The sequence below is a fragment of the Stenotrophomonas sp. BIO128-Bstrain genome, from assembly GCF_030128875.1.
In the GTDB taxonomy this organism is placed as follows: domain Bacteria; phylum Pseudomonadota; class Gammaproteobacteria; order Xanthomonadales; family Xanthomonadaceae; genus Stenotrophomonas; species Stenotrophomonas bentonitica_A.
In genome coordinates this window covers 3,623,014-3,644,345 of record NZ_CP124620.1, presented here as the reverse complement: position 1 = coordinate 3,644,345, position 21,332 = coordinate 3,623,014, and the positions used below count along the sequence as shown (strand labels likewise).

The window sequence follows — 21,332 nt, the reverse complement described above, 5'->3', positions numbered from 1 at the left end:
CAGAACAAGATGCATCCCATGGGTACGCCCACGGGATCCACCGCGGTGGGATGGGCGGTTGCCAGACGATCAAGTCAGGCAGCCGCCCATTTTTTTTCAGACCACCGTCAGCGTCACGTCGATGTTGCCACGGGTCGCGTTGGAGTACGGGCACACGATGTGGGCCTTCTGCACCAGTTCTTCGACCTGCTCGCGCGGCAGGCCCGGAACCGAGATCTCCAGCGCCACTTCGATGCCGAAGCCGGTCGGGATCTGGCCGATGCCGACCTTGCCGGTGATCTGCGTTTCAGCCGGCAGAGCGACCTTGGCCTGGCCGGCCACATACTTCAGCGCGCCCAGGAAGCAGGCCGAGTAACCGGCGGCGAACAGCTGCTCCGGGTTGGTGCCCGGGCCGCCCGCACCGCCCAGCTCGCGCGGGGTGGAGAGCTGGATGTCCAGCACGTTGTCGGAAGAGACGGCGCGGCCGTCGCGGCCGCCGTTGGCAGTGGCCTGGGCGGTGTACAGAACGTTGGCAATGGACATGGGAATCTCCTGCGGAGTGAAAGGGGTGGGCCAGATGGCAGGTGTACTTTGCGCGCCTGGGTCGTACTTATGGCAACATTTCGTCCAGAAAACTTGATCTGGAGTCCGCCAATGGTCGATCGACTGCAATCCCTGCTGGACCGCTTCGCGGTGTCGGCCGAGGTGTTCCATGCCGGCGCGCTGTGCGGCATCAACGATCTGCCCGCCGACGGCGAGCGCGGCCAACTGCATCTGATCCGCGAGGGCGATGTGCGCGTTGAGCATCCGGACGGCAGCGTGCTGCAGATCACCACGCCCAGCGTACTGCTGTACCCGCGCCCGCTCGCGCACCGCTTCGTCACCGATGCCACCCGGGGGGCCGACTTTGCCTGCGCCAACCTGCAGTTCGAAGGCGGGGCCAATAATCCGGTCGCCGCTGCACTGCCGCCGGTCGTCTGCCTGCCGCTGGACGGCCTGTATGGCGGCCAGCCGGTGCTGTCGCTGTTGTTCGAAGAAGCCTTCGCGCAGCGCTGTGGCCGCCAGGCGCTGCTGGATCGCCTGTTTGAAGTGGTGGTGATCCAGATCCTGCGCGCGCTGATGGAGAGCGGCCAGATCCGCGTCGGCCTGCTGGCCGGCATGGCCCATCCGCGCCTGCGCCACGCGCTGGTGGCCATGCATGAAGCACCCGCCGACGAGTGGACGCTGGAGTCGCTTGCCCAGCGCGCCGGCATGTCACGGAGCGCCTTCGCCGACAGCTTCCGCGACACCATCGGCAGCACGCCCGGGCACTATCTGCAGGGCTGGCGCACTCGCCTGGTACAGCAGGCGCTACGCCGCGGCCATCCGCTCAAGCGCATCGCCATCGATGTGGGCTACGGCAGCGAAGCGGCGTTGTCGCGCGCGTTCAAGGCGCAGACCGGGCAGTCGCCACGGCAGTGGAAGCAGGGCAGTGTGGCCACCGAGCGATAACGCGACGCACGCCGGCCTTGCTCAGATCGCCCACTCCCGATCCGTGGTGAACATGATGGTCAGCCAGCGGTCCGGCGACTCCTCACCCAGCGCCTCACCGATCTCATCGCGCAGCCGGTCCCACTCGATCAGCGCGCGCGGCGGATCATCGGCGCGCACCACGAAGAACAGTTCGATCTGCTCACCGCGCCCGACCTTGGCCACGTAGCTGCGGTACTCCAGGAAGCCGTGCCGGGCCACGATATCGCGCGCAACCTCATCGACATGCGTCTGCAGATCCAGCGGCGTGATCAGCAGAATGTCCGACAGTGCCTGCCGCACCGTGCCCATCGGCGCCACCACCACGAACAGGCAGACCACCAGCAGGATCGCCGGATCGATGTACGGCACCAGCCACGCCCACGGCGTGCCGCCCAGCACATAGCCGCCGACGAAGGCGACCAGATACGCCGCCGACATGCTGGCCGCGACGACCCAGTTCTTGGCATCCAGGGCAATGAAGTCCGAGCCGATCGACCGGTTTGCCCGGCGCACGAACAGTGCCAGGCCGGTTTCGGCCACGATCGAGATCACCGCGAACAGGATTGCCGGCCCCAGCGCGATCTCGCGTCCGCCGGACATCAGGGTATCCACCGCATTGACCGCGGCATACAGCGCCGCGCCGATCATCAACGTGCCGCTGACCCCGAGCACGATCGGCTCCAGGTGCCAGAAGCCCATGGTGAAGCGCTGGTTCAAGCGCGACTGCAGGGTATCGACGTGGGTCGACAGGCTGATCAGGCGCACCACCAGCAGCGACAACCAGGTCATCACCACGTCGATCAGCCCGTAGATGCCATCGAAGATGATCAGCGAGGAGTTGGCCAACAGGCCGAACGCCACGGCCGCGGCGGCCATCGCCAGGGAGGCGGCGATCGACAGGCGCAGGACGCCTTGCTCGGTGGTGGGGTCGAAGCTGGGCAGACGGAGTGCGGGCATGGATGCCTGGGAGGGACGTGCAAGGCTGCATTGTCTACCGCCGTCGTTGCAGGCGGGTACTCCGCGCGCGATCCGGCCGCCGGCTGCACTCTCGGGCAGCGTTCATGGGAAGGGGGTAAACTATTGATTGCGCTGGCATTGCCAGTGAATCCAGACAGCCCCGCGCCCCATGACCCAGCCGATCACCGACGCCGCCGCGCGTTACGCCGCCTCCCTGCGCCTGTCCGTCGCCCCGATGATGGACTGGACGGACCGCCATTGCCGGTACTTCCATCGGTTGCTGGCACCGGGCGCACGGCTGTACACCGAGATGGTGCACGCCAACGCGGTGATCCATGGCGACCGCGAGCGCCTGCTCGGCTTCGACGGCAGCGAGCATCCGCTGGCCCTGCAGCTGGGCGGCAGCGATCCGGCCCTGCTGGCTCAGGCTGCGCGTATCGCGCAGGAATGGGGCTACGACGAGGTCAACCTCAACTGCGGCTGCCCGTCCGACCGGGTCCAGGCGGGGCGCTTCGGTGCCTGCCTGATGCGCGAGCCGGCGCTGGTCGCCGAGTGCGTGGGCGCGATGGTTGCCGCGGTGGACATTCCGGTCACGGTGAAATGCCGCTTGGGCGTGGATGACGACAACGACTACGAAAACTTCGTCAACTTCGTCGATCAGTCGGCAAACGCCGGGAGTGCGATGTTCGTGGTACATGCCCGCAACGCGTGGCTGAAGGGCCTGTCGCCCAAGGAAAACCGCGAAGTGCCGCCGCTGCGGTACGACTGGGCGCACCGCCTCAAGACCGATCGCCCGCAGCTGCAGATCGTCCTCAACGGCGGCTTGGCCACGGTCGAGGCGGCGCAGGCCCAGCTGCCGGCCCTGGACGGGGTGATGCTGGGCCGTGCGGCCTACCACGATCCCTACGTGCTGCATCAGCTCGAGGCCGCCCAGACCGGCGCCGCGCTGCAACCTCGCGAAGCCCTGCTGCGCGCGATGCAGCCCTACATCGAGGCCCGGCTGGCCAGCGGGCTGGCCCTCAAGCACATCACCCGCCACCTGCTGGGCCTGTTCCATGGGCAGCCCGGTGGGCGCGCCTTCCGCCAGATCCTGAGCGAGGGCTCGCACCGGGTCGGGGCCGACTGGAGCCTGATCGAGCAGGCGCTGGCAGTGACCCGGGCGCAGGCCGATCGCGTCGCCGCGTGAGCCGCGTCACCTTGTCGGCTTGACAAGCATCCCGCTTTGACCGCCAATGTTCACTTATATGAACGGCGCGGGGAGGCAGCTGGAAAAGTTCAGATCGGATTCACTGGCTAAAACCAAGAATTCGCTAAAGATTCGTAAAGCGCCGGCCCAGGCTGGCGGTTGCCGATTCACAACTTTTGAACGTTTAGCCGCGCTCCGCTAGGATCAGACCGATGTTCTCCGTGACCCGCCACCGCCGCATTGCCGCCTTCGCCCTGTTGGCGACGGGCGCCGCTGCCTCCAGCAGTGCGTGGGCACAGATGCCACCGCCGGAAGCGGCCCGTGCCGAAATGATGCGCACGGCCGAACGTGGTGGCCCGCAGGAGCGCTCGCTGTCCGACGCGGTGCGTCGGGTGCAACGTACTACCGGTGGACACATCCTCGGCGCCGAGCGCGTGCCCTTCGATGGGCGCGATATCAACCGGGTGAAGTACATGGATGATCGCGGTCGCGTCCGCTATATGGACGATCCGGCGACATCGCGTTCACAGCCCCGCACGCCGCGCTCGGATATGTCATCACTACGCGGCGATAACCCCTGAACAGGGATAGTTGTCCGCAGTCATCTGCATTACCCACTGGCCCCATGGGGCCATACCCAGGACACTAGGGAGAGTTCATGCGTATCCTTCTGGTCGAAGACGAAGCCCCGCTGCGGGAAACACTGGCAGCCCGGCTCAAGCGCGAAGGCTTTGCCGTCGATGCTGCGCAGGACGGTGAGGAAGGTCTGTACATGGGCCGCGAAGTACCGTTCGACGTCGGTATCATCGATCTGGGCCTGCCCAAGATGTCGGGCATGGAACTGATCAAGGCGCTGCGCGACGAGGGCAAGAAGTTCCCCGTGCTCATCCTGACCGCGCGCTCAAGCTGGCAGGACAAGGTCGAGGGCCTCAAGCAGGGCGCCGACGATTACCTGGTCAAGCCGTTCCACGTGGAAGAGCTGCTGGCCCGCGTCAATGCGCTGCTGCGCCGCGCTGCCGGCTGGAGCAAGCCGACGCTGGAATGCGGCCCGGTCGCGCTGGATCTTGCCGCGCAGACGGTCAGCGTCAACGGCAGCAATGTGGACCTCACCAGCTACGAGTACAAAGTGCTCGAGTACCTGATGATGCATGCCGGTGAACTGGTCTCCAAGGCCGACCTCACCGAACACATCTACCAGCAGGACTTCGATCGCGACTCGAACGTGCTGGAGGTCTTCATCGGCCGCCTGCGCAAGAAGCTCGATGCCGACGGCGAACTCAAGCCGATCGAAACCGTGCGTGGCCGCGGTTACCGCTTCGCCATTCCGCGCAACGAAGGCTGAGCTGCGGCTGGCGATAGATGATGTCCGGCCGTCTGTGGTTCTTTAAACGCTGGCGGCCGCGCTCACTGCAGGCGCGCCAGCTGCTGGCCGCCTCGGTGGGCCTGGTGGCCTTCCTGGCCCTGGCCGGCTACGCGCTGGACGCCGCCTTCGCCGATACCGCGAAGGCCAACCTGCGCGAGCGCCTCAAGAACTACGCCACCGCCTACGCGGCCGGCATCGACTTCACCCGCGATCGCTCGCTGTACATCCGCGAGCAGCCACCGGATCCGCGCTTTGATGTTCCCGGCAGCGGCCTCTATCTGCAGGTCGTGATGCCCGACGGCAAGGGCAACTCCATGTCCGCCGAAGGCCCCATGCTGCCCACCGTGGGCGGCGGCATGCTGGCTCCGCGCCAGGAAGTCTTCGAAGGCCCGTTGCCGATGATCCAGATCGACGGCAGCGAGGGCTCGGCCTACCGCTATGGCATGGGCCTGGTCTGGGATGCCGACGCCGACCCGGCCACCGAATTCCCGTACACGATCTACGTGCTCGAAGACTCGCGCGCGCTCGGCGCGCAGCTGCGCGTGTTCCGCGGGCGGGTGTGGTTCTACCTGGGTGGCATCGGTCTGATCCTGCTGTTGCTGCAGACCGTGATTCTGCAATGGAGCCTGCGCCCGATGCGGCGCGTGATCAACGAACTGACCAAGGTCCAGCGCGGTGAAACCGAGCGCATGAGCGAACGCCATCCGCGCGAGCTGGAGCCGCTGACCGACAGCATCAACGCCTTCATCGAGAGCGAGCGCGAAAACCTCGAGCGCCAGCGCAACACCCTGGCCGATCTCGCGCACAGCCTGAAGACACCGCTCGCGGTGCTGCGCACGCAGCTCGACAGTGGCGCGCGCGATGAGGATCTGCGCGAAGAATTCGACGTGCAGCTGCGGCGCATGAACAACCTGGTGTCCTACCAGCTGGCGCGCGCGGCGTCGTCCGGCCACAAGCTGTTCTCCGCGCCGTTGCCGATCGAGTCCAACGCCGAAGAGATCGTGCGTGGCCTGGAGAAGGTGTATGCCTCGAAGGGCGTGCTGTGCGAATTCGACATCGATCCGGCCGCGCGTTTCCATGGCGAGCCTGGTGACCTGCAGGAGCTGCTCGGCAACCTGCTGGAGAACGCCTTCAAGTGGGCCAAGCGCCGCGTGCTGCTGACCGCGCATCCGTTGCCGGCGCCCGGTGCGCGTCGCGCAGGCCTGGTGCTTTCGGTGGACGATGATGGCCCGGGCATCGCACCGGAAGACATCGCCAAGGTGCTGCAGCGTGGCGTGCGTGGCGATGAGCGCGTGCAGGGCCACGGCATCGGCCTGTCGATCGTGCAGGACCTGATCAAGGATTACCGTGGCGAACTGCAGGTGACGCGTTCGCCGGAACTGGGTGGCGCGCGCTTTGAAGTGAAGCTGCCGCCGGGGCCGTAAAGGTTGTACCGACCAGCGGTCGGTACCTACCCGTGGTCTGCAGGGTGCATCATCGATCTGGATCGCCCGGCATTTCCAAGGCGCTGGTGGCCCACGACCGTTGGTCGTGGCGCGCCTCACCGCATCAGCGGTGACGGTCCATAGAACCGCTGCAGATGCCCGGCCACCGCCGGCATCTCACGCGCCAGCAGCGCCGGTGCGGAGAAGTGGTACTCGCTGACCACCGCGAAGAATTCTTCCGGCGCCTCGGACGCGTAGGGGTCGATCAACGTCTGCCGACCGCTGTCCACCTCGGCGCAGAACGTGTCGTAGGCCTGCTGGAAATCCGCTGCCCATTGCGTTTGCCACGCCCGCGGCAACGGCGGCGTGCCGTCGATCGCCCCGTCCAGCGCATCGATCTTGTGCGCCATCTCATGCACCGCCACGCAGAACCCGGCTTCGGGATCGGCGATGTCGGCCTGGATGTCGGCCCAGGAGAGAATCAGCGGACCGCTGTCCCAGGATTCGCCAATCAGCGCGTCGTCCCATTCGTGCAGCACGCCGGCGGCATCCACATGGCTGCGGTGCACGCGGAACGCGTCGGGATAGACGATCAGCTGCGACCAGCCACGCAGGCCGATTTCGCCCAGTTCCAGCAACGGCAGGCAGCACAGCGCGGCCAACAGCACGCCGTCGGCCTCATCGAGCTGCAGTTCGGCGGCCGGGCTGATCGTCTTCTCGTGGAGGAAGCGGGCGGCGAGGGCGCGCAGGCGCTCGCGGCGGGCTGGGTCCAGCTGCTGCAGCCACGCGGCGCGGCGGCAGGTGCGGTCCCAGAGGGTGGGGTCGATCTCGCGTGGCGTGCGGCGCAGCCAGCCCAACAGTCGTTCGATCAGCGGAACATACCCGGCAGGAAGCTGTGCCATTTCGGCGCACGCAGGCGCGGCAGTACGTCGTCATCGCCACCGCCGCCGGTGCTGGTACCGCTGCTGGCGCTGGGCTTGACGGTCGCCGGGGCGGCGGCCGCCGAGGCCGACGCGGGCGCACTGCGCTCGTTCTCGCTGCCCGAATAGACACACGCGCCGCGGCCCGCCGTGGTGAGCGCATCGGAAGCGTGCGCGGCCAGCGGGGCCATCAGGAGGAGCAGGCAATGGGCGAACGGGCGCATCGTCAACATCCACAGGGCGGGTCAAGTTCTCGATTCTAGCCCGATTCGCCCAAGGGATTGGAAGGCCTCCGGTGGGCGCTGGCGGCGGCTTTCCCGCATACTTTTCCCGTTTACCCGATGGAAGCTGCCGTGGACGACCGCCAACTGCTGGCCAAACTGGGCGCCGGGCGCCTGTCCGGCGACGCGCTGGCGCGCGAACTGGGCCAGACCCGCGCCGCGATTTGGAAGCGGATTCAAGGACTTAGAGCCGCCGGGGTCGATATCGACGGCCGTGCCGGTGACGGCTACCAGCTGCAGCAGCCATTGGACCTGCTGGAGGCCGATGCCATCCAGGCTGCGCTGCCGGGCCCGGTGTCCGCCGAACTGGCCTCGCTGGAGATCGCCTGGTCGGTGGCGTCAACAAATAGTGAATTGTTGCGTTGCAGCGCGCCGGAGCGCGGGGTGGCGGTGCTCCTGGCCGAGCGCCAGACCCGTGGCCGCGGGCGGCGGGGGCGGGTGTGGGCCTCGCCGTTGGCGGCGCATGTCTACCTCTCAGTATTACGCGGCTTTGCCGGTGGCCTGTCGCGGCTGGGCGGGCTCAGCCTGGTCGCCGGTGTCGCGGTGGCCGAAGCACTGCGCGAGGCGGGCTTCGGCGGTGTCGCGCTGAAGTGGCCGAATGACCTGGTCGTCGACGGCCACAAACTCGGTGGCCTGCTGATCGAAGGCGGCGGTGAATTCGCCGGCCCTGCGCGGGCCGTGATCGGGCTTGGCGTCAACGTACGCATGCCGGCCACCTTCGCGGCGGAGATCACCCAGCCCTGGACCGATCTGGACACGCTGTGTGGCGAACAGACCTCGCGCAATGCCGTGGTCGCCCGCATCCTGGCCGCGCTGCTGCCGGCACTGGACGCGTTCGAGCAGCAGGGCCTGGCGCCGTTCCTGGCCCGCTACGCCGCGCTGGACAGCCTGGCCGGGCGCGAGGTGCAGGTGGAAGAAGGCGGCGTCCTGTTTGCCGGCACGGCACTGGGCCTGGCCGACGACGGAGCACTGCGCGTGCGTATCGACGGCAGCGAACGGGTTTTCCATGCGGGCGAAGTCAGCGTGAGGGCGCAATGAGCGACTGGTTGTTTGACCTGGGCAATTCGCGCTTCAAGTTCGCGCCGCTGCAGGGCGTGCGCGCCGGTGACGTGCAGGCATGGCCGCATGGCGCCGAAGCAATGCCTGCGGTGGCACTGGAGGCGCTGCCCTCGGGCGATACCGCGTATGTCGCCAGCGTCGCAGCGCCGTCGCTGACGGCCGCCATGCTGGATGTGCTGCAGGCCCGCTTCCGCCACGTCCGTGTCGCGCGTACCGAGGCCGAGTACGCCGGTGTGCGGATCGCCTACGCCGACCCCAACCGCTTCGGTGTGGACCGCTACCTGGCACTGCTGGCCGTGGCGGCGCGGGGCCAGGCCGTGCTGATTGCCGGGGTGGGCACCGCGCTCACCATCGATCTGCTCGACGCCGATGGCCAGCATCACGGCGGGCGCATTGCCGCCTCGCCGACCACCATGCGCGAAGCGCTGCATGCGCGCGCCGTGCAGTTGCCGGCCGCAGGCGGTGACTACAGTGAGTTCGCCAACGACACCGCCGATGCCCTGGCCTCCGGCTGTGATGGTGCGGCGGTCGCCTTGATTGAACGCAGCCGCACGCAGGGCGGCGAACGCCTCGGCGCGCTGCCGCATCTGCTGGTGCACGGGGGCGGCGCACCGGCGCTGCTGCCGCTGCTCGGCGATGCCGAGTTCCAGCCCTCGCTGGTGCTTGATGGGCTGGCCCGCTGGGCCGTGCACCAACCGCCGTCGGCAGGCTAGGATCAGCCGATGCTTACCCGTGCCCTGATCGTCGTCCTGGTCATCCTCAACCTCGGTGTCGCGCTGTGGTGGCTGCTGCGCGGTGAACCGGTCAGCGCGCCGCCAGCTTCGCCGGTCGGTGTGGCCCAGCTGGAAGTGCTGCCGGCCACGCAGGCGCCGCCGGCTGCCGCAACGCCGCTGGACGCCGCGCCGGCACTGCAGGACGTCACGCCCGCTTCCGCGCCGGTGGCCCAGCCGCCGGTGCCCACGGCCGCGCCGGCCAGCGCCGAGCCAGCCGCCGCCGTGGCTGACACGCCTGCACCGGCGCCCGCCACCAGCGTGCCTGCACCGGCCCCGGTGGCGGCAGCTCCGGTACCGGCATCCACACCCGCTCCGATCACCGCAAGCCCCACGCCCGCCCAGTGCGTGAGCCTGGGGCCGTTCGCTGACCGTGCTGCCGCCCAGGCCGCCCAGTCACGCGCCGGGGGAGCCCTGCGTGGGGCCAGGCTGCGCGAGGTCGCCGATGCCGGCGCCACCCGTTACCGCGTCCTGCTGCCGCCCGCTGCCAGTCGTGAAGAAGCGCAGGCCACGGTCAAACGCATCGTCGCGGCCGGGGTGAGTGATTACTACATCATTGCCCAGGGCGAAGAGGCCAATGCCATCGCGCTGGGCCAGTACCGCAACCGGGAAGGTGCGGACCGCCGCCTGGCGGCCCTGAGCGCGGCCGGCTTCAAGGCGACCATGGTCGCCAGCGGGGGCGATGGCAGCGCACAGTGGTGGCTGGATGCGACCCTGGCCGATGGCACCGGCGCCGCCGCGGTCCGCCAGCGCACCGGTGCGGCCCAGCAACGCTCGCTGGAATGCGCGCGCTTGCGCTAGAATCCCGGCTCCGCGACGGTCCTCCCGCCGCGATGCCCATGCCGGCATAGCTCAGTTGGTAGAGCAACCGCCTTGTAAGCGGTAGGTCCCCAGTTCGAATCCGGGTGCCGGCACCATTGATGCACAGTCGATGACGACTGCTGCAGCGCCGCGAGTCGTATCACGCCGCGCTGGCTATGCTGGTCCTCTTTGCAATGGAGGCAACAGCGATGGCGATGTATTCCCCGGTGTCCCTGATTGGCGTTCCCACCGATATCGGTGCGGGCCACCGTGGCGCAGGACTGGGACCGGACGCCCTGCGCATCGCAGGCCTGGGTGACGCGCTCACCGCGCGCGGCGTGGAGGTGCGCGACCTCGGCAACCTGGATGGCCCGCGCAACCCGTGGACGGCACCGGTGCAGGGCTACCGCCATCTGGACGAGGTGGTGGCCTGGAACCGCGCGCTGATGGAGGCGACCTACACCGAACTGCAGGCCGGCCGCATGCCGATCATGCTCGGTGGCGACCACTGCCTGGGGATCGGTTCGATCACCGCGGTCGCGCGCTGGTGCCGCGAGCAGGGCAAGGACCTGCGCGTGCTGTGGCTGGATGCGCATTCGGATTTCAACACCAGCGAGGTCACGCCCTCGGGCAACGTGCACGGCATGCCGGTGGCCTGCCTGTGCGGGCTGGGCCCGGACGCGCTGACCCGCCTCGGTGGTGATGCCCCGGCGATCCGCCCGCAGCAGGTACACCAGATCGGCATCCGCTCGGTGGACCAGGAAGAGAAGCGGCTGATCAAGCAGCACCAGGTGGATGTCTACGACATGCGCTACATCGACGAAGCCGGCATGAAGCGCACCATGGAGGCGGCGCTGGCCGGCATCGATGCCAACACGCACCTGCACGTCAGCTTCGACGTGGACTTCCTGGACCCCAGCATCGCGCCGGGCGTGGGCACGACGGTGCCGGGCGGGGTCAACTACCGCGAAGCACAGCTGGTGATGGAGATGATCGCCGACACCGGGCGCATGGGCTCGCTGGACATCGTCGAGCTGAATCCGCTGCTGGACAACCGCAACGCCACCGCCGAACTGGCCGTCGATCTGGTCGAAAGCCTGTTCGGAAAATCGACGCTGATGCGCGATTGAGCAAGGCTGGCTGAACCGTATTTGCGTGCATTCACATCCGCTGCACGCCTCTCCCGCCAGATTGCACTTCACGCGGCGCCGTGTGGTTGAACCCACGGCACTGCAGGTCGGGAAGGGGAGCTGCGCTGGCGTGCTCTTCTGACAGGCGGGACCGGATTTCGGTATTGAATTTGAACAACCAGGAGAACCCCATGAAGCGTGTTATCGCACTGATGCTGTTGTCGATGTTCTCGGTGGCCATGCTGTCCGGCTGCAACACCGTTGCCGGTGCCGGCAAGGACGTGCAGAAGGCCGGTGAAACGGTCGAAGGCGCTGCCAAGGGCAACTGATCCAACGGATCAGTCGTCAACGGAAAAGGCCGGGATTTCCCGGCCTTTTTCATGTCCGCCAAATGGCGGCGGAACGCGTGCAGTGGTGAATCATTCAAGCTCGTGAGCGTGCGTTTCATCGCTGCTTGACCGCGCGGCAACGCGACCACGCGCATTCTGGACCCACGGCGAGATGGCCGTTGCAATCAAGGATGCGAACCCATGAACAAAGACATCATTTCCGGCAAGTGGACGCAGCTCAAGGGCAAGGCGCAGGCCAAGTGGGGCGACCTGACCGACGACGATTTCAAGGTGGCCGAAGGCAATGCCGAGTACTTGGCAGGGCGCTTGCAGGAACGCTATGGCTGGGCACGCGACCGTGCTGAAACCGAAGTCCGCGACTTCGAAGCGGCCATGCGCAAGGATTATCCGGATTACCACTGAGTGGTGATCCATGACGACGGCGCCGCCGTCGGGGGTTGAAACCGGAACGGGCCGCGAAAGCGGCCCGTTTTCTGTGGGGCACCTGCGCGATCAGCGGCGGCGCTGCGGCGGGGGATCGGGCACGTATTGGCCCGGGAAGGCCTGGGGCTCGTCGCGCACCGGCGCGCTTGACCTTGGAATGCTCCCGCGTGCCACCAGATTGCGCTCGCTGTCGTAACGCACCTGCACCTGCTGCGTCGGAAAGGCCGTGTCGCGTTCGAACGCGGTGTTGCGCACCCGCGACGGCTCGCGCTGGCCGTGGCCGGTGCCCAGTTGCGGTGCCGGGGCGCTGGAACCGGTCACCCGCACGCGCTCCGTCGTCGAGGAGCGCGCCTGTGGGCGTGCCCTGGCATCGGCGGAGTCGGCCACGGCGGGGGCGGCTTCCCATGACACCCGCCCCGCCTCGCGGAACACGGCCACGCCGATCACGCCGATGTTGGCCGGGCGTCCGGTGCGGCCGGCGTAGCTGCGGTCCGGATCGGTGAACACGAACTGGGCGACCTCGTCGGCGGATTTGCGCCAGCCATGGATGTCGGTGGTCTGCCACGGGTTGAGCACGTAGCCGGTCTGGTGGGGCGCGGCCACCTCGCCGCTGATGGCATTCAGGCCATCGACCGAAAGCACCACCAGCACGCGCTCGGCGCTGCCGTTGCGCAGGCGCACGCTGTAACGGTGGCCCTGCTGGCCCGCGATCCAGCGCTGGCCGTCCTGGCGGTACTGGGTCAGGGCCTGGCCGCTGTCGCGGTCGATCACCGTCAGGTGGACCGGCCCGGTGTCGTAACGAAGCGGCAGCGCCGGCTTGAACCCGCACAGGGCCAGCACGGCAAGCAGGGGCAGGATCAAACGTTTCATGGCAGGGCTCCGCAGGGCAGGTGCACGATCAAACGCACGGGCCGGGCCAACGGGGTCGAGCGCGGGCAGGTAAACTGGGGCGGTTCATCTGTCCGCATTGATTCCCATGACTACCCGCGTCCTTACCGGCATCACCCCCTCCGGCACGCCCCACCTGGGCAACTACGTCGGCGCCATCCGTCCGGCGATCACCGCCAGCCAGGCCTCGGAAATCGAGAGCTTTTTCTTTCTGGCCGACCTGCACAGCCTGATCAAGGCGCAGGAGCCCGAGCGCACCCAGCGCTCCACGCTGGAGATCGCGGCAAGCTGGCTGGCGTGCGGGCTGGATCCGGACAAGGTGTGGTTCTACCGGCAGAGCGACATCCCGGAAACCACCGAGCTGATGTGGTTCCTGACCGTGATCGCCAGCAAGGGCATCCTCAACCGCGCGCATGCCTACAAGGCCGCCGTGGACAAGAACCGCGAAGAGCAGCTCGACGACGATGCCGGGGTCAGCGCGGGGCTGTTCATGTACCCGGTACTGATGGCCGCCGACATCCTGATCTTCAAGGCCAACCGCGTGCCGGTCGGCCGCGACCAGATCCAGCACATCGAGATGGCGCGCGATTTCGCGCAGCGCTTCAACCACGTCTACGGCCAGGAGTTCTTCCCGCTGCCGGAGGTGGTGATCGATGAGCAGGTCGCTACGCTGGCGGGCCTGGACGGCCGCAAGATGAGCAAGAGTTACCACAACACCATTCCGCTGTTCGCCCCGCGCGCGGAGTTGAAGAAGCTGGTGTTCTCGATCCTCACCGATTCGCGCGCGCCGGGTGAGCCCAAGAGCACCGAAGGCTCGGCGTTGTTCCAGATGTACCAGGCCTTCGCCACCCCGGAGCAGACCGCTGCGTTCGCGCAGGCCTTCGCCGAGGGCATCAGCTGGGGCGATGCCAAGCAGCAGCTGTTCGAGCGGATCGACAGCGAGATCACCCCGCTGCGCGAACGCTATGACGCCCTGATGGCCGAGCCGGAGAAGATCGAGGCGCTGCTGCGCCGTCGTGGCCAGCAGCTGCGCGAGCAGTTCGCCGTGCCGCTGCTGAAGGAGCTGCGCCATGCGGTTGGCCTGCGCGATCTGTCCACCGCCGGTGATGTACCCAGCGAGGAAAGCGGCGCTGCGCGCGCGGCACCGCCGCTGTTCAAGCAGTACCGCGAAAAGGACGGCCGCTTCTACTTCAAGCTGCAGGCCGGTGACGGCACGCTGCTGATCCAGAGCGAGGGCTTTGATTCGCCGCGCGACGCCGGCCAGCTGATCGGCGTGCTCAAGCAGACCGAGCATGGTGACGGGCTGCAGAGCGAATTGTTCAAGGTCGAGGCGGAGGTGGATGTCGTGCTTGCCGCACTGCAGGCACTGCGCGAGTAACGCCGCCTGCTGGCCAACACCCAGCCACCCGCAGCACCACGTAGTGCCGGCCGCTGGCCGGCAACCAGGCGACCGCGCCATCACACAGGCGTCGGCCGTTGGCCGGTGCCACCGCTATGGCATGATGCCCCTGCACGCCGCGGGGCGTGATCCTGCACGGGAGACTGCGATGGCCTGGTTGTCGTTGTTGTTGTTCCTGCCCTGGTTCGTGCTGCTGGGCACGCTGTACTGGCTGTTCCCCCGCCAGCCGCGTGGCACCGCGCGCCGCGTGTTCGACGGCGCCGCGCTGGTGCTGGCCTTCGTGCTGAGCATCCTGGCGATGCTGTGGGGCCACCATATCGGCGTGGTCCAGAACGATGCCGGTCCAATCTGGCGGCAGGTACTGGCCGTGCTCTATGCCTACGGTGCCTTCCTGGCGGTGATGGTGGCCGCGGTGCTGCTGCGCGGGCCACTGCTGAGCGCGACTGCGACCAAAGCCGCATCGAAGCCGCTGCACTGATCGACGTAAGATGGGGGCGTTTCGTGCCAGGGATGCGTTGATGCACTCCGACCCCAGCATTCATACGATCGACACCGCGTTCCAGCGGGATGATTTCGATGCCGCCTACCTGATCGTCGAGAACGGCCGGGCAGCGTTCATCGATTGCGGCACCGGCCTGGCCGTGCCGGCGATGCTCGCCGCGTTGAGGCGCGCCGGCTGCACGCCCGAGCAGGTCGACTGGCTGATCCTGACCCATGTGCATCTCGACCACGCCGGCGGTGCCGGCCTGCTGATGCAGCAGCTGCCCAACGCCGCCCTGGTGGTGCATCCGCGTGGTGCGCCGCATATGGTCGACCCGACCCGCCTGATCGCCGGGGCCACCGAGGTCTACGGTGAAGCGGAGATCGCGCGCAGCTATGGGCCGATCCTGGCCGTTGCCGCTGACCGGGTGGTGATCGCCGAAGATGGCTACACCGTGGATCTGGCCGGGCGCACGCTGCTGTGCGTGGATACGCCGGGGCACGCCCGCCATCACCTGTGTGTGTGGGATGCGCGCAGCCGCAGCTGGTTCACCGGCGACACCTTCGGGCTGTCCTACCGCGAGCTGGACAGCGCGCAGGGCGCCTTCATCGTGCCCACCTCCTCACCGGTGCAGTTCGATCCGGAGCCGCTGAAGCAGTCGATCGCAAAGATGCTGGCCTACGATCCGCAGGCCATGTACCTGACCCACTACGGGCGCGTGGCACCCCCGTGGAAACTGGCTGACGATCTCGTCGAACAGATCGATGCCATGGTCGAGATCGGTCGCCAATGCGATGGTCGGCCGGATCGGCATCGCTGCCTGGTCGCGGCGTTGACCGCGCTGTACCTGGAACGCGCGCAGGCGCATGGCTGCCCGCTGGATGATGAAGCGGTGGCCCGGGTGCTGGCGATGGATATCGAACTCAACGCCCAGGGCCTGGCGTGCTGGCTGGATCGCGACCGCCGCTAGTGCACGGTCACGGGGGTGTCACGTTACACTCCGGTGTCCTGTTTTCCGTCCTGGTGTCTGCCGTGAATCCGATGCGCATGCTGCTGCTGTCGTCCTGCCTGTTCGTGGGCGGCCTGGCCCACGCCGCCAATGACCTGCCCGGCGGCGGCATCGATCCGGAGGCACTGTCGCGACATGTGCGGATCCTGGCCTCGGACGAGTTCGAGGGCCGCGCCCCTGCCACGCCCGGTGAAGAGCGCACCGTCCAGTACCTGATCGAAGAGTTCAAGAAGTACGGCCTGCAGCCCGGCGGCGTGGATGGCGGCTGGGTGCAGCCGGTGCCGATGGTGCGTGCGCAGGTCGACGGCCCGGTGCGTGCGCAGCTGCGCCAGAAGGGCAAGCAGCGCGCCCTGGTCAATGGCGAGGACGTGACCCTGCAGAGCCTGCGGCCGCAGGATGCGGTGGCGATCAAGAACGCCCCGCTGGTGTTCGTCGGCTACGGCATCGATGCCCCCGAACGCCACTGGAACGATTACAAGGACGTCGACCTGCACGGCAAGATCGCCGTGGTGCTGATCAACGACGCCGATTTCGAGGCCGACCAGCCGGGCGCATTCGATGGCAAGGCCGTGACCTACTACGGCCGCTGGACCTACAAGTTCGAAGAAGCCGCGCGCCGCGGTGCGCAGGGCGTGCTGATCGTGCACGAGACCGCACCCGCCGCGTATGGCTGGGCCACGGTGAAGAGCTCGGGCACCTCGCCGCTGTTTGATATCGAACGCACCCGCGAGCAGGCCCTGGCCCAGCACGTGCCGGTGCGCGGCTGGATGCAGCGCAGCCTGGCCGAGCAGCTGTTCCGCGATGCGGGCCTGGATTTCGAGGCCGAGAAGCGCCGTGCCATGAGCCCGGCCTTCAAGCCGGTGGCCCTGGGCGATGCGCAGCTCTCGGTGGACTTCAAGCTCAAGCGCGAACAGGTGATCACCCGCAACGTGGTGGCCAAGCTGCCGGGCGGTGCGCATGCCGATGAAGCGGTGATCTTCTCCGCGCATTGGGATGCTTTCGGTATCGGCCAGCCCGATGCCAAGGGCGACCGCATCCGTCGCGGCGCGATCGACAACGCCACCGGCGTGGCCACCGTGCTGGAGCTGGGCCGCGTCTTCGCTGCCGGCCCGCAGCCGCAGCGCACGCTGTACTTCGTGGCGCTGACCGCCGAAGAGAAGGGCCTGCTCGGGGCCAGCTACTACGCCGCGCACCCGCTCGCCCCGCTGGACAAGACCGCCGCCGTGTTGAACATCGAGATGTTCAGCCCGGATGGCCCGACCCGCGACATCGCCTCGTGGGGCAAGGGCCGGGTCTCGCTGGAAGGGGATCTGGAGCGCGTGGCCAAGGCACGTGGCCGCACCTATTCGCCCGATGCGAATCTGGAAGCGGGCTTCTTCTACCGCGCCGACCACTTCGCCTTCGCTCGCCTTGGCGTGCCAGCGATCACCATCGGCCCGGGGCTGGACATGCGTGAGGGCGGGATCGAGAAGGGCCGTGAACTGCGCGATGCGTACTTCGCCGCCTGCTACCACCAGGCCTGCGATGCGTGGACCCCGAGCTGGGACCCGAGTGGTCATGCCGCCGACACCCTGCTGGTCTACGACCTGGGCGCGGAACTGGCCAACAGCCGTCGCTGGCCGCAGTGGGAAGAAGGGTCCGAATTCCGCGCCGAGCGCGAGAAGAGCGAATCGGCGCGCCGTTGAGGCGTACCGCAGGCGGCGCTCAGCGCCGCCGCAGCAGGCGCCACGCGCCCCCGCCGCTGGCCGCGAGCGCGGCCAGGCAACAGGCAATCATCGCGCCGAACGGTTGACGCATGGCAACGCAGCGCCCGTCAGGGCGCTGCGTTGCGTAAGAGGACGTGCTGGCCTGGGCGAACGCCGCCGGTACCCGCATTGCCAGCATCCACCCGCCCAGCGTGATCGCGGGGCGGGTGGTGCGGCCGTTACTTCCGGGTGCCATCGAGCCAGTTCGGGCCCTTGTTGGTCAGGAAGAACATGTAGACCACCAGCGACACCGCGATGATCGCCGTGACATACACCGCGAACATGCCGACCTGGCCGGTCTTCAGCGCGCCCTGGTACAGCAGCGGCGCGGTACCGCCGAACAGCGAGTTGGCCATCGCGTAGCCAAAGCCCACGCCCAGCGCGCGCACATGGGTCGGGAACAGCTCGGCTTTGACCACCGCATTGATCGAGGTGTAGCCGGTCAGGATCACGAAGCCGATGCCCAGCACCAGGAAGGCCATGAACGGATCGTGCTGGTTGGGCAGCTCGGTGATCAGGTACCAGCTGTACAGCACGCCACCTATGCCGAAGAACACCAGCAGGCTTTTGCGGCCGACCATGTCCGACAGCCAGCCGCCGATCGGCTGCAGCACCATCAGGAAGGTCAGCACGCCGAGATTGATCATCGTGCCGGTCATCACGTCATCGCCCGCGAAGGCGCTCTGGATCATCTTCGGCCCGTTGACCGAATAGGTGTAGAACGCCACGGTGCCGCCGGCGGTGATCAGGAAGCACAGCAGCAGCGGACGCCACTGGTTGACGAACAGTTCGCGCATCGAGCCGGAGGCCTTGGCGCGGCCATCGCGGGCGGCATCGATGGAATCGGACTGCAGCGATTCGTCCATGCTGCGGCGCAGCCAGAACACCACGATCGCCGCGACACCGCCGATGCCGAACGCCACGCGCCAGCCCCAGGCGGAGATTTCCGGCTTGCCCCAGAAGGTCAGCATGCCCAGCAGGGTCAGCTGCGCCAGTACGTGGCCGCCGACGAGGGTGACGTAATGGAACGAGGACAGGAAGCCGCGGCGGCCCGGGATGGCGGCTTCGGACATGTAGGTGGCACTGGTGCCGTACTCGCCACCGGTGGCGAAGCCCTGCAGCAGGCGCGCGAACAGCAGGATCACCGCGGCCCAGATGCCGATCTGCGAGGCGGTCGGGGTGATCGCGATCAGGAACGAACAGGCGGCCATCACCGTGACCGACACCGTCAGCGCCAACCGGCGGCCGTAGCGGTCGGCGAAGCGGCCGAAGTACCACGCACCGATCGGGCGCATCAGGAAGGTGGCGGCGAAGATCGCCCACACGTACATCGTGGAGTTCTTGTCGGCGGCCGAGAAGAACTGGGATTCGAAATAGACGGCAAAGACGGAGTAGACGTAGACGTCATACCACTCGACCAGATTACCGGCCGAGCCTTTGAGGGTATTGGAGATGGAGCGCCGCAGGGCGGCCCGTTCGGGGTGTGCCGCAGTGGCGGGGACGGAAGTGCTCATGCAGGGTAGGGGTCCTGGCTGGGAAGCGTTGATTACTCTTGTTACCTTACCGCACGTCAAAAACGGGTGCGTGTCAGGCATCACGGTGCGGCTGGATGAAATCAGCGTGCCAGCACAAAGCGTGCCGCGCCATCGGCAACGGCCTAGAATTCGTGTTCCCCCGCACCGTGGTGGCCCATGGCCGTCCTACCCCCCTCTCCGTCGGCCGCTCCCCGCAGCGGCCTGGTCGTCCTGGCGCTGCTGCTGGTGTACGTGGTCTGGGGGTCCACCTATCTGGGGATCCGGCTGGCGCTGGAGGGCGGCGCACTGCCGCTGACGATGGTCTCCGGCGGCCGCTTCATCATCGCCGGTTCGCTGATGTATGCCGTGTTGCGCTGGCGTGGCTCGCCCGCGCCGACCCGGCGCCAGTGGCGGAACCTGGCGATCATGGGCCTGACCATGCTGGTCCTGGGCAACGGCATGGTGGTGCTGGCCGAGCGCACGGTCTCCTCGGGCCTGGCGGCGACCGCCGTGGCCTCGGTGCCGCTGTGGATGGCCCTGTTCGGTGCGATGCGTGGGCAGAACGCCAGCCGCGGCGAGTGGCTGGGCATCGCGATCGGCTTCCTCGGCGTGGTCTGGCTCAACGCCGGCAGCAGCCTGACCGCCTCCCCGCAGGGCCTGATCCTGCTGCTGATCGCCCCGATCGGCTGGGCCTTCGGCTCGATCTGGGCACGCGGCCTGGACCTGCCCAGCCCCTTCATGACCGCCGCCGGGCAGATGCTCTGCGGTGGCGCGATGCTGATCGTGCTCGGCCTGCTCAGCGGCGAACGCCCGACCACCTGGCCCAGCATGAATGGGCTGCTGGCGGTGGCCTACCTGTGCATGTTCGGCTCGATCGTCGCCTTCACCGCCTACGTGTGGCTGCTGCACAACGTGCGCCCGGCACTGGTGGCCAGCTATGCCTACGTCAATCCGGTGATCGCGGTGATCCTGGGCGTGATCATCGGCAACGAGCACTTCGGCGGGCGTGACCTGCTGGCCATGGCAGTGATCCTGGCCGGCGTGGTGGTGCTGACCCTGGCCCGGACGCGAGCGAAGTGAGCCTGCCCGCACCACACAGCCTGCAGGAGCAGCGCCGCGGCCTGGCGATCACCGCGTTCACCTTCACCCTGTGGGGCCTGGTGCCGGTCTACTGGCACCTGCTCAATGCGGTGCCCTCGCAGCAGATCATCGCGCACCGCATCATCTGGAGCACGGTGCTGGTGGTGGCCTGGCTGCTGCTGAGCAACGGCCCGGGCTGGTGGAAGGCCATCGCGGCGCAGCCACGCGCGCTGCCGACGTTGGCGCTGAGCAGCGTGGCGATCGCGTTCAACTGGGGCCTGTACATCTGGGCGATCAACGCCGGGCATGTGATCGAGACCAGTCTGGGCTACTTCATCAATCCGCTGGTGAGCGTGGTGCTCGGCGTGGTGGTGCTCAACGAGCGCCTGCGCCGCCTGCAGTGGCTCGCGGTGGGCTGCGCGGCCCTCGGTGTGGCGTGGCTGACCATCGATGCCGGCAGGCCGCCCTGGATCGCCCTGGGGCTGGCCTGTTCGTTCGGTCTGTACGGGTTGCTGCGCAAGATGATTTCGGTCGACCCGGTGGCGGGGCTCGGGGTGGAGAGTCTGTATCTGTTCCTGCCGGCGATCGGGTTCGCGCTGTGGAGCGAGAACGGGCACGGCGGGGCGTTCTTCAGTGGCTGGGGCTGGCGCAATGATGCGCTGTTGATCCTTGGCGGGGCGGTGACGGCGCTGCCGTTGATCGGGTTTGCGTACGGGGTGAAGCGGATTCCGCTGTCGCTGGTCGGAATCCTGCAGTACATCGCGCCGAGTATCGGGTTGTTGTTGGGCGTGTTCTTTTTCCGCGAGCCGTTTGATACGGCCAAGGCGGTGGGTTTCGCTGCGATCTGGACCGGGTTGCTGCTGTTCATCGGCGACGGTCTGTGGCGGTCGCGGGCGGGTGGTGCGTTGAAGCGCTGAAGGCTGAGAAGCCTGAAAGCCTGAAAGCTTGAGCCCTGGTTTGCTGGGCTGCGTGGCCAGGCGGGGTGTGGGTGGGTGCGCGGGACCCGCCGTGAACCCATCCATGGATGGCGGCATACGAGCTTACATGGGTGAAGGCGCATT

23 protein-coding genes and 1 tRNA gene are annotated in these 21,332 nt (G+C 67.6%); 18 read left to right on the top strand and 6 right to left on the bottom strand.

What is annotated here, in order from left to right:
* Positions 1 to 96: 96 nt before the first annotated feature.
* A complete protein-coding gene (locus POS15_RS16655; RefSeq protein ID WP_019185509.1) occupies positions 97 to 522 on the bottom strand; it encodes an organic hydroperoxide resistance protein in 426 nt (141 codons plus the stop codon).
* Positions 523 to 633: 111 nt separating this feature from the next.
* Here POS15_RS16655 and POS15_RS16650 point away from each other — a divergent pair, with 111 nt between their 5' ends.
* The gene (locus POS15_RS16650) at positions 634 to 1,470 is read left to right on the top strand and encodes an AraC family transcriptional regulator (protein ID WP_019185510.1); all 837 of its coding nucleotides are present in this window, start codon (positions 634 to 636) and stop codon (positions 1,468 to 1,470) included.
* Positions 1,471 to 1,491: 21 nt separating this feature from the next.
* Here the strand turns inward: POS15_RS16650 and POS15_RS16645 are convergent, their stop codons facing one another.
* Entirely contained in the window at positions 1,492 to 2,448 is a 957-nt protein-coding gene (locus POS15_RS16645) for a cation transporter (RefSeq protein ID WP_019185511.1), read from the bottom strand.
* Between the two features lie 169 nt (positions 2,449 to 2,617).
* Between POS15_RS16645 and dusA the strand changes: the two genes are divergently transcribed.
* The 4 genes from dusA to POS15_RS16625 all read left to right on the top strand — a co-directional run bounded on the left by dusA (position 2,618) and on the right by POS15_RS16625 (position 6,421).
* Complete coding sequence (dusA, locus tag POS15_RS16640) at positions 2,618 to 3,634, top strand: tRNA dihydrouridine(20/20a) synthase DusA (protein ID WP_019185512.1); 1,017 nt, start codon at positions 2,618 to 2,620, stop codon at positions 3,632 to 3,634.
* Positions 3,635 to 3,846: 212 nt separating this feature from the next.
* Complete coding sequence (locus tag POS15_RS16635; protein WP_046272358.1) at positions 3,847 to 4,215, top strand: hypothetical protein; 369 nt, start codon at positions 3,847 to 3,849, stop codon at positions 4,213 to 4,215.
* A 77-nt stretch (positions 4,216 to 4,292) separates the two neighbouring features.
* On the top strand, positions 4,293 to 4,976 hold the full coding sequence (locus POS15_RS16630; RefSeq protein ID WP_019185514.1) for a response regulator transcription factor: 684 nt from the start codon (positions 4,293 to 4,295) through the stop codon (positions 4,974 to 4,976).
* Positions 4,977 to 4,996: 20 nt separating this feature from the next.
* Complete coding sequence (locus tag POS15_RS16625; RefSeq protein ID WP_019185515.1) at positions 4,997 to 6,421, top strand: sensor histidine kinase; 1,425 nt, start codon at positions 4,997 to 4,999, stop codon at positions 6,419 to 6,421.
* Between the two features lie 116 nt (positions 6,422 to 6,537).
* Here the strand turns inward: POS15_RS16625 and POS15_RS16620 are convergent, their stop codons facing one another.
* Positions 6,538 to 7,323 carry a M90 family metallopeptidase gene (locus POS15_RS16620; protein WP_019185516.1) on the bottom strand — a complete coding sequence of 262 codons (786 nt, stop codon included), beginning with the start codon at positions 7,321 to 7,323 and terminating at the stop codon, positions 6,538 to 6,540.
* Positions 7,290 to 7,565: a hypothetical protein gene (locus POS15_RS16615; protein WP_026070147.1), complete on the bottom strand. Its 276-nt coding sequence runs from the start codon at positions 7,563 to 7,565 to the stop codon at positions 7,290 to 7,292. Before POS15_RS16615 ends, POS15_RS16620 begins: the two co-directional genes overlap by 34 nt.
* 129 nt (positions 7,566 to 7,694) lie before the next feature.
* Here POS15_RS16615 and birA point away from each other — a divergent pair, with 129 nt between their 5' ends.
* The 7 genes from birA (at position 7,695) to POS15_RS16580 (ending at position 12,134) form a co-directional block, all read left to right on the top strand.
* Positions 7,695 to 8,660, top strand: a complete 966-nt coding sequence (gene birA / locus POS15_RS16610) for a bifunctional biotin--[acetyl-CoA-carboxylase] ligase/biotin operon repressor BirA (protein WP_026070148.1) — start codon at positions 7,695 to 7,697, stop codon at positions 8,658 to 8,660.
* Positions 8,657 to 9,394: a type III pantothenate kinase gene (locus tag POS15_RS16605; protein ID WP_019185519.1), complete on the top strand. Its 738-nt coding sequence runs from the start codon at positions 8,657 to 8,659 to the stop codon at positions 9,392 to 9,394. The genes birA and POS15_RS16605 overlap by 4 nt, the downstream gene beginning before the upstream one ends.
* A gap of 9 nt (positions 9,395 to 9,403) precedes the next feature.
* On the top strand, positions 9,404 to 10,252 hold the full coding sequence (locus POS15_RS16600; RefSeq protein WP_019185520.1) for an SPOR domain-containing protein: 849 nt from the start codon (positions 9,404 to 9,406) through the stop codon (positions 10,250 to 10,252).
* A 40-nt stretch (positions 10,253 to 10,292) separates the two neighbouring features.
* Positions 10,293 to 10,368: transfer RNA gene (locus POS15_RS16595), tRNA-Thr, on the top strand.
* A gap of 93 nt (positions 10,369 to 10,461) precedes the next feature.
* Positions 10,462 to 11,382 (top strand): arginase, encoded by a 921-nt coding sequence (rocF, locus tag POS15_RS16590; RefSeq protein ID WP_019185521.1) that lies wholly within the window; start codon positions 10,462 to 10,464, stop codon positions 11,380 to 11,382.
* Positions 11,383 to 11,573: 191 nt separating this feature from the next.
* The gene (locus POS15_RS16585; protein WP_019185522.1) at positions 11,574 to 11,711 is read left to right on the top strand and encodes an entericidin A/B family lipoprotein; all 138 of its coding nucleotides are present in this window, start codon (positions 11,574 to 11,576) and stop codon (positions 11,709 to 11,711) included.
* 201 nt (positions 11,712 to 11,912) lie between these two features.
* On the top strand, positions 11,913 to 12,134 hold the full coding sequence (locus tag POS15_RS16580) for a CsbD family protein (protein WP_019185523.1): 222 nt from the start codon (positions 11,913 to 11,915) through the stop codon (positions 12,132 to 12,134).
* A gap of 90 nt (positions 12,135 to 12,224) precedes the next feature.
* Here POS15_RS16580 and POS15_RS16575 read toward each other — a convergent pair whose 3' ends face one another.
* Positions 12,225 to 13,025, bottom strand: coding sequence for a hypothetical protein (locus POS15_RS16575; protein WP_284128529.1), 801 nt, complete (start codon positions 13,023 to 13,025; stop codon positions 12,225 to 12,227).
* Positions 13,026 to 13,131: 106 nt separating this feature from the next.
* Here POS15_RS16575 and POS15_RS16570 point away from each other — a divergent pair, with 106 nt between their 5' ends.
* The 4 genes from POS15_RS16570 (at position 13,132) to POS15_RS16555 (ending at position 17,617) form a co-directional block, all read left to right on the top strand.
* A complete protein-coding gene (locus tag POS15_RS16570) occupies positions 13,132 to 14,421 on the top strand; it encodes a tryptophan--tRNA ligase (protein WP_070474392.1) in 1,290 nt (429 codons plus the stop codon).
* Positions 14,422 to 14,590: 169 nt separating this feature from the next.
* The gene (locus tag POS15_RS16565) at positions 14,591 to 14,920 is read left to right on the top strand and encodes a hypothetical protein (RefSeq protein WP_019185526.1); all 330 of its coding nucleotides are present in this window, start codon (positions 14,591 to 14,593) and stop codon (positions 14,918 to 14,920) included.
* 40 nt (positions 14,921 to 14,960) lie between these two features.
* Entirely contained in the window at positions 14,961 to 15,893 is a 933-nt protein-coding gene (locus POS15_RS16560; RefSeq protein ID WP_284128528.1) for an MBL fold metallo-hydrolase, read from the top strand.
* 71 nt (positions 15,894 to 15,964) lie between these two features.
* Positions 15,965 to 17,617 carry a M28 family metallopeptidase gene (locus POS15_RS16555; protein ID WP_284129661.1) on the top strand — a complete coding sequence of 551 codons (1,653 nt, stop codon included), beginning with the start codon at positions 15,965 to 15,967 and terminating at the stop codon, positions 17,615 to 17,617.
* Positions 17,618 to 17,856: 239 nt separating this feature from the next.
* On the opposite strand, the gene POS15_RS16550 is transcribed toward POS15_RS16555, so the two are convergent.
* Positions 17,857 to 19,191 carry an MFS transporter gene (locus POS15_RS16550; protein WP_019185530.1) on the bottom strand — a complete coding sequence of 445 codons (1,335 nt, stop codon included), beginning with the start codon at positions 19,189 to 19,191 and terminating at the stop codon, positions 17,857 to 17,859.
* Between the two features lie 177 nt (positions 19,192 to 19,368).
* Between POS15_RS16550 and yedA the strand changes: the two genes are divergently transcribed.
* Positions 19,369 to 20,271, top strand: a complete 903-nt coding sequence (yedA, locus tag POS15_RS16545; protein ID WP_019185531.1) for a drug/metabolite exporter YedA — start codon at positions 19,369 to 19,371, stop codon at positions 20,269 to 20,271.
* Positions 20,268 to 21,188, top strand: coding sequence for an EamA family transporter RarD (gene rarD / locus POS15_RS16540; protein WP_019185532.1), 921 nt, complete (start codon positions 20,268 to 20,270; stop codon positions 21,186 to 21,188). The genes yedA and rarD overlap by 4 nt, the downstream gene beginning before the upstream one ends.
* Positions 21,189 to 21,332: the final 144 nt, after the last annotated feature.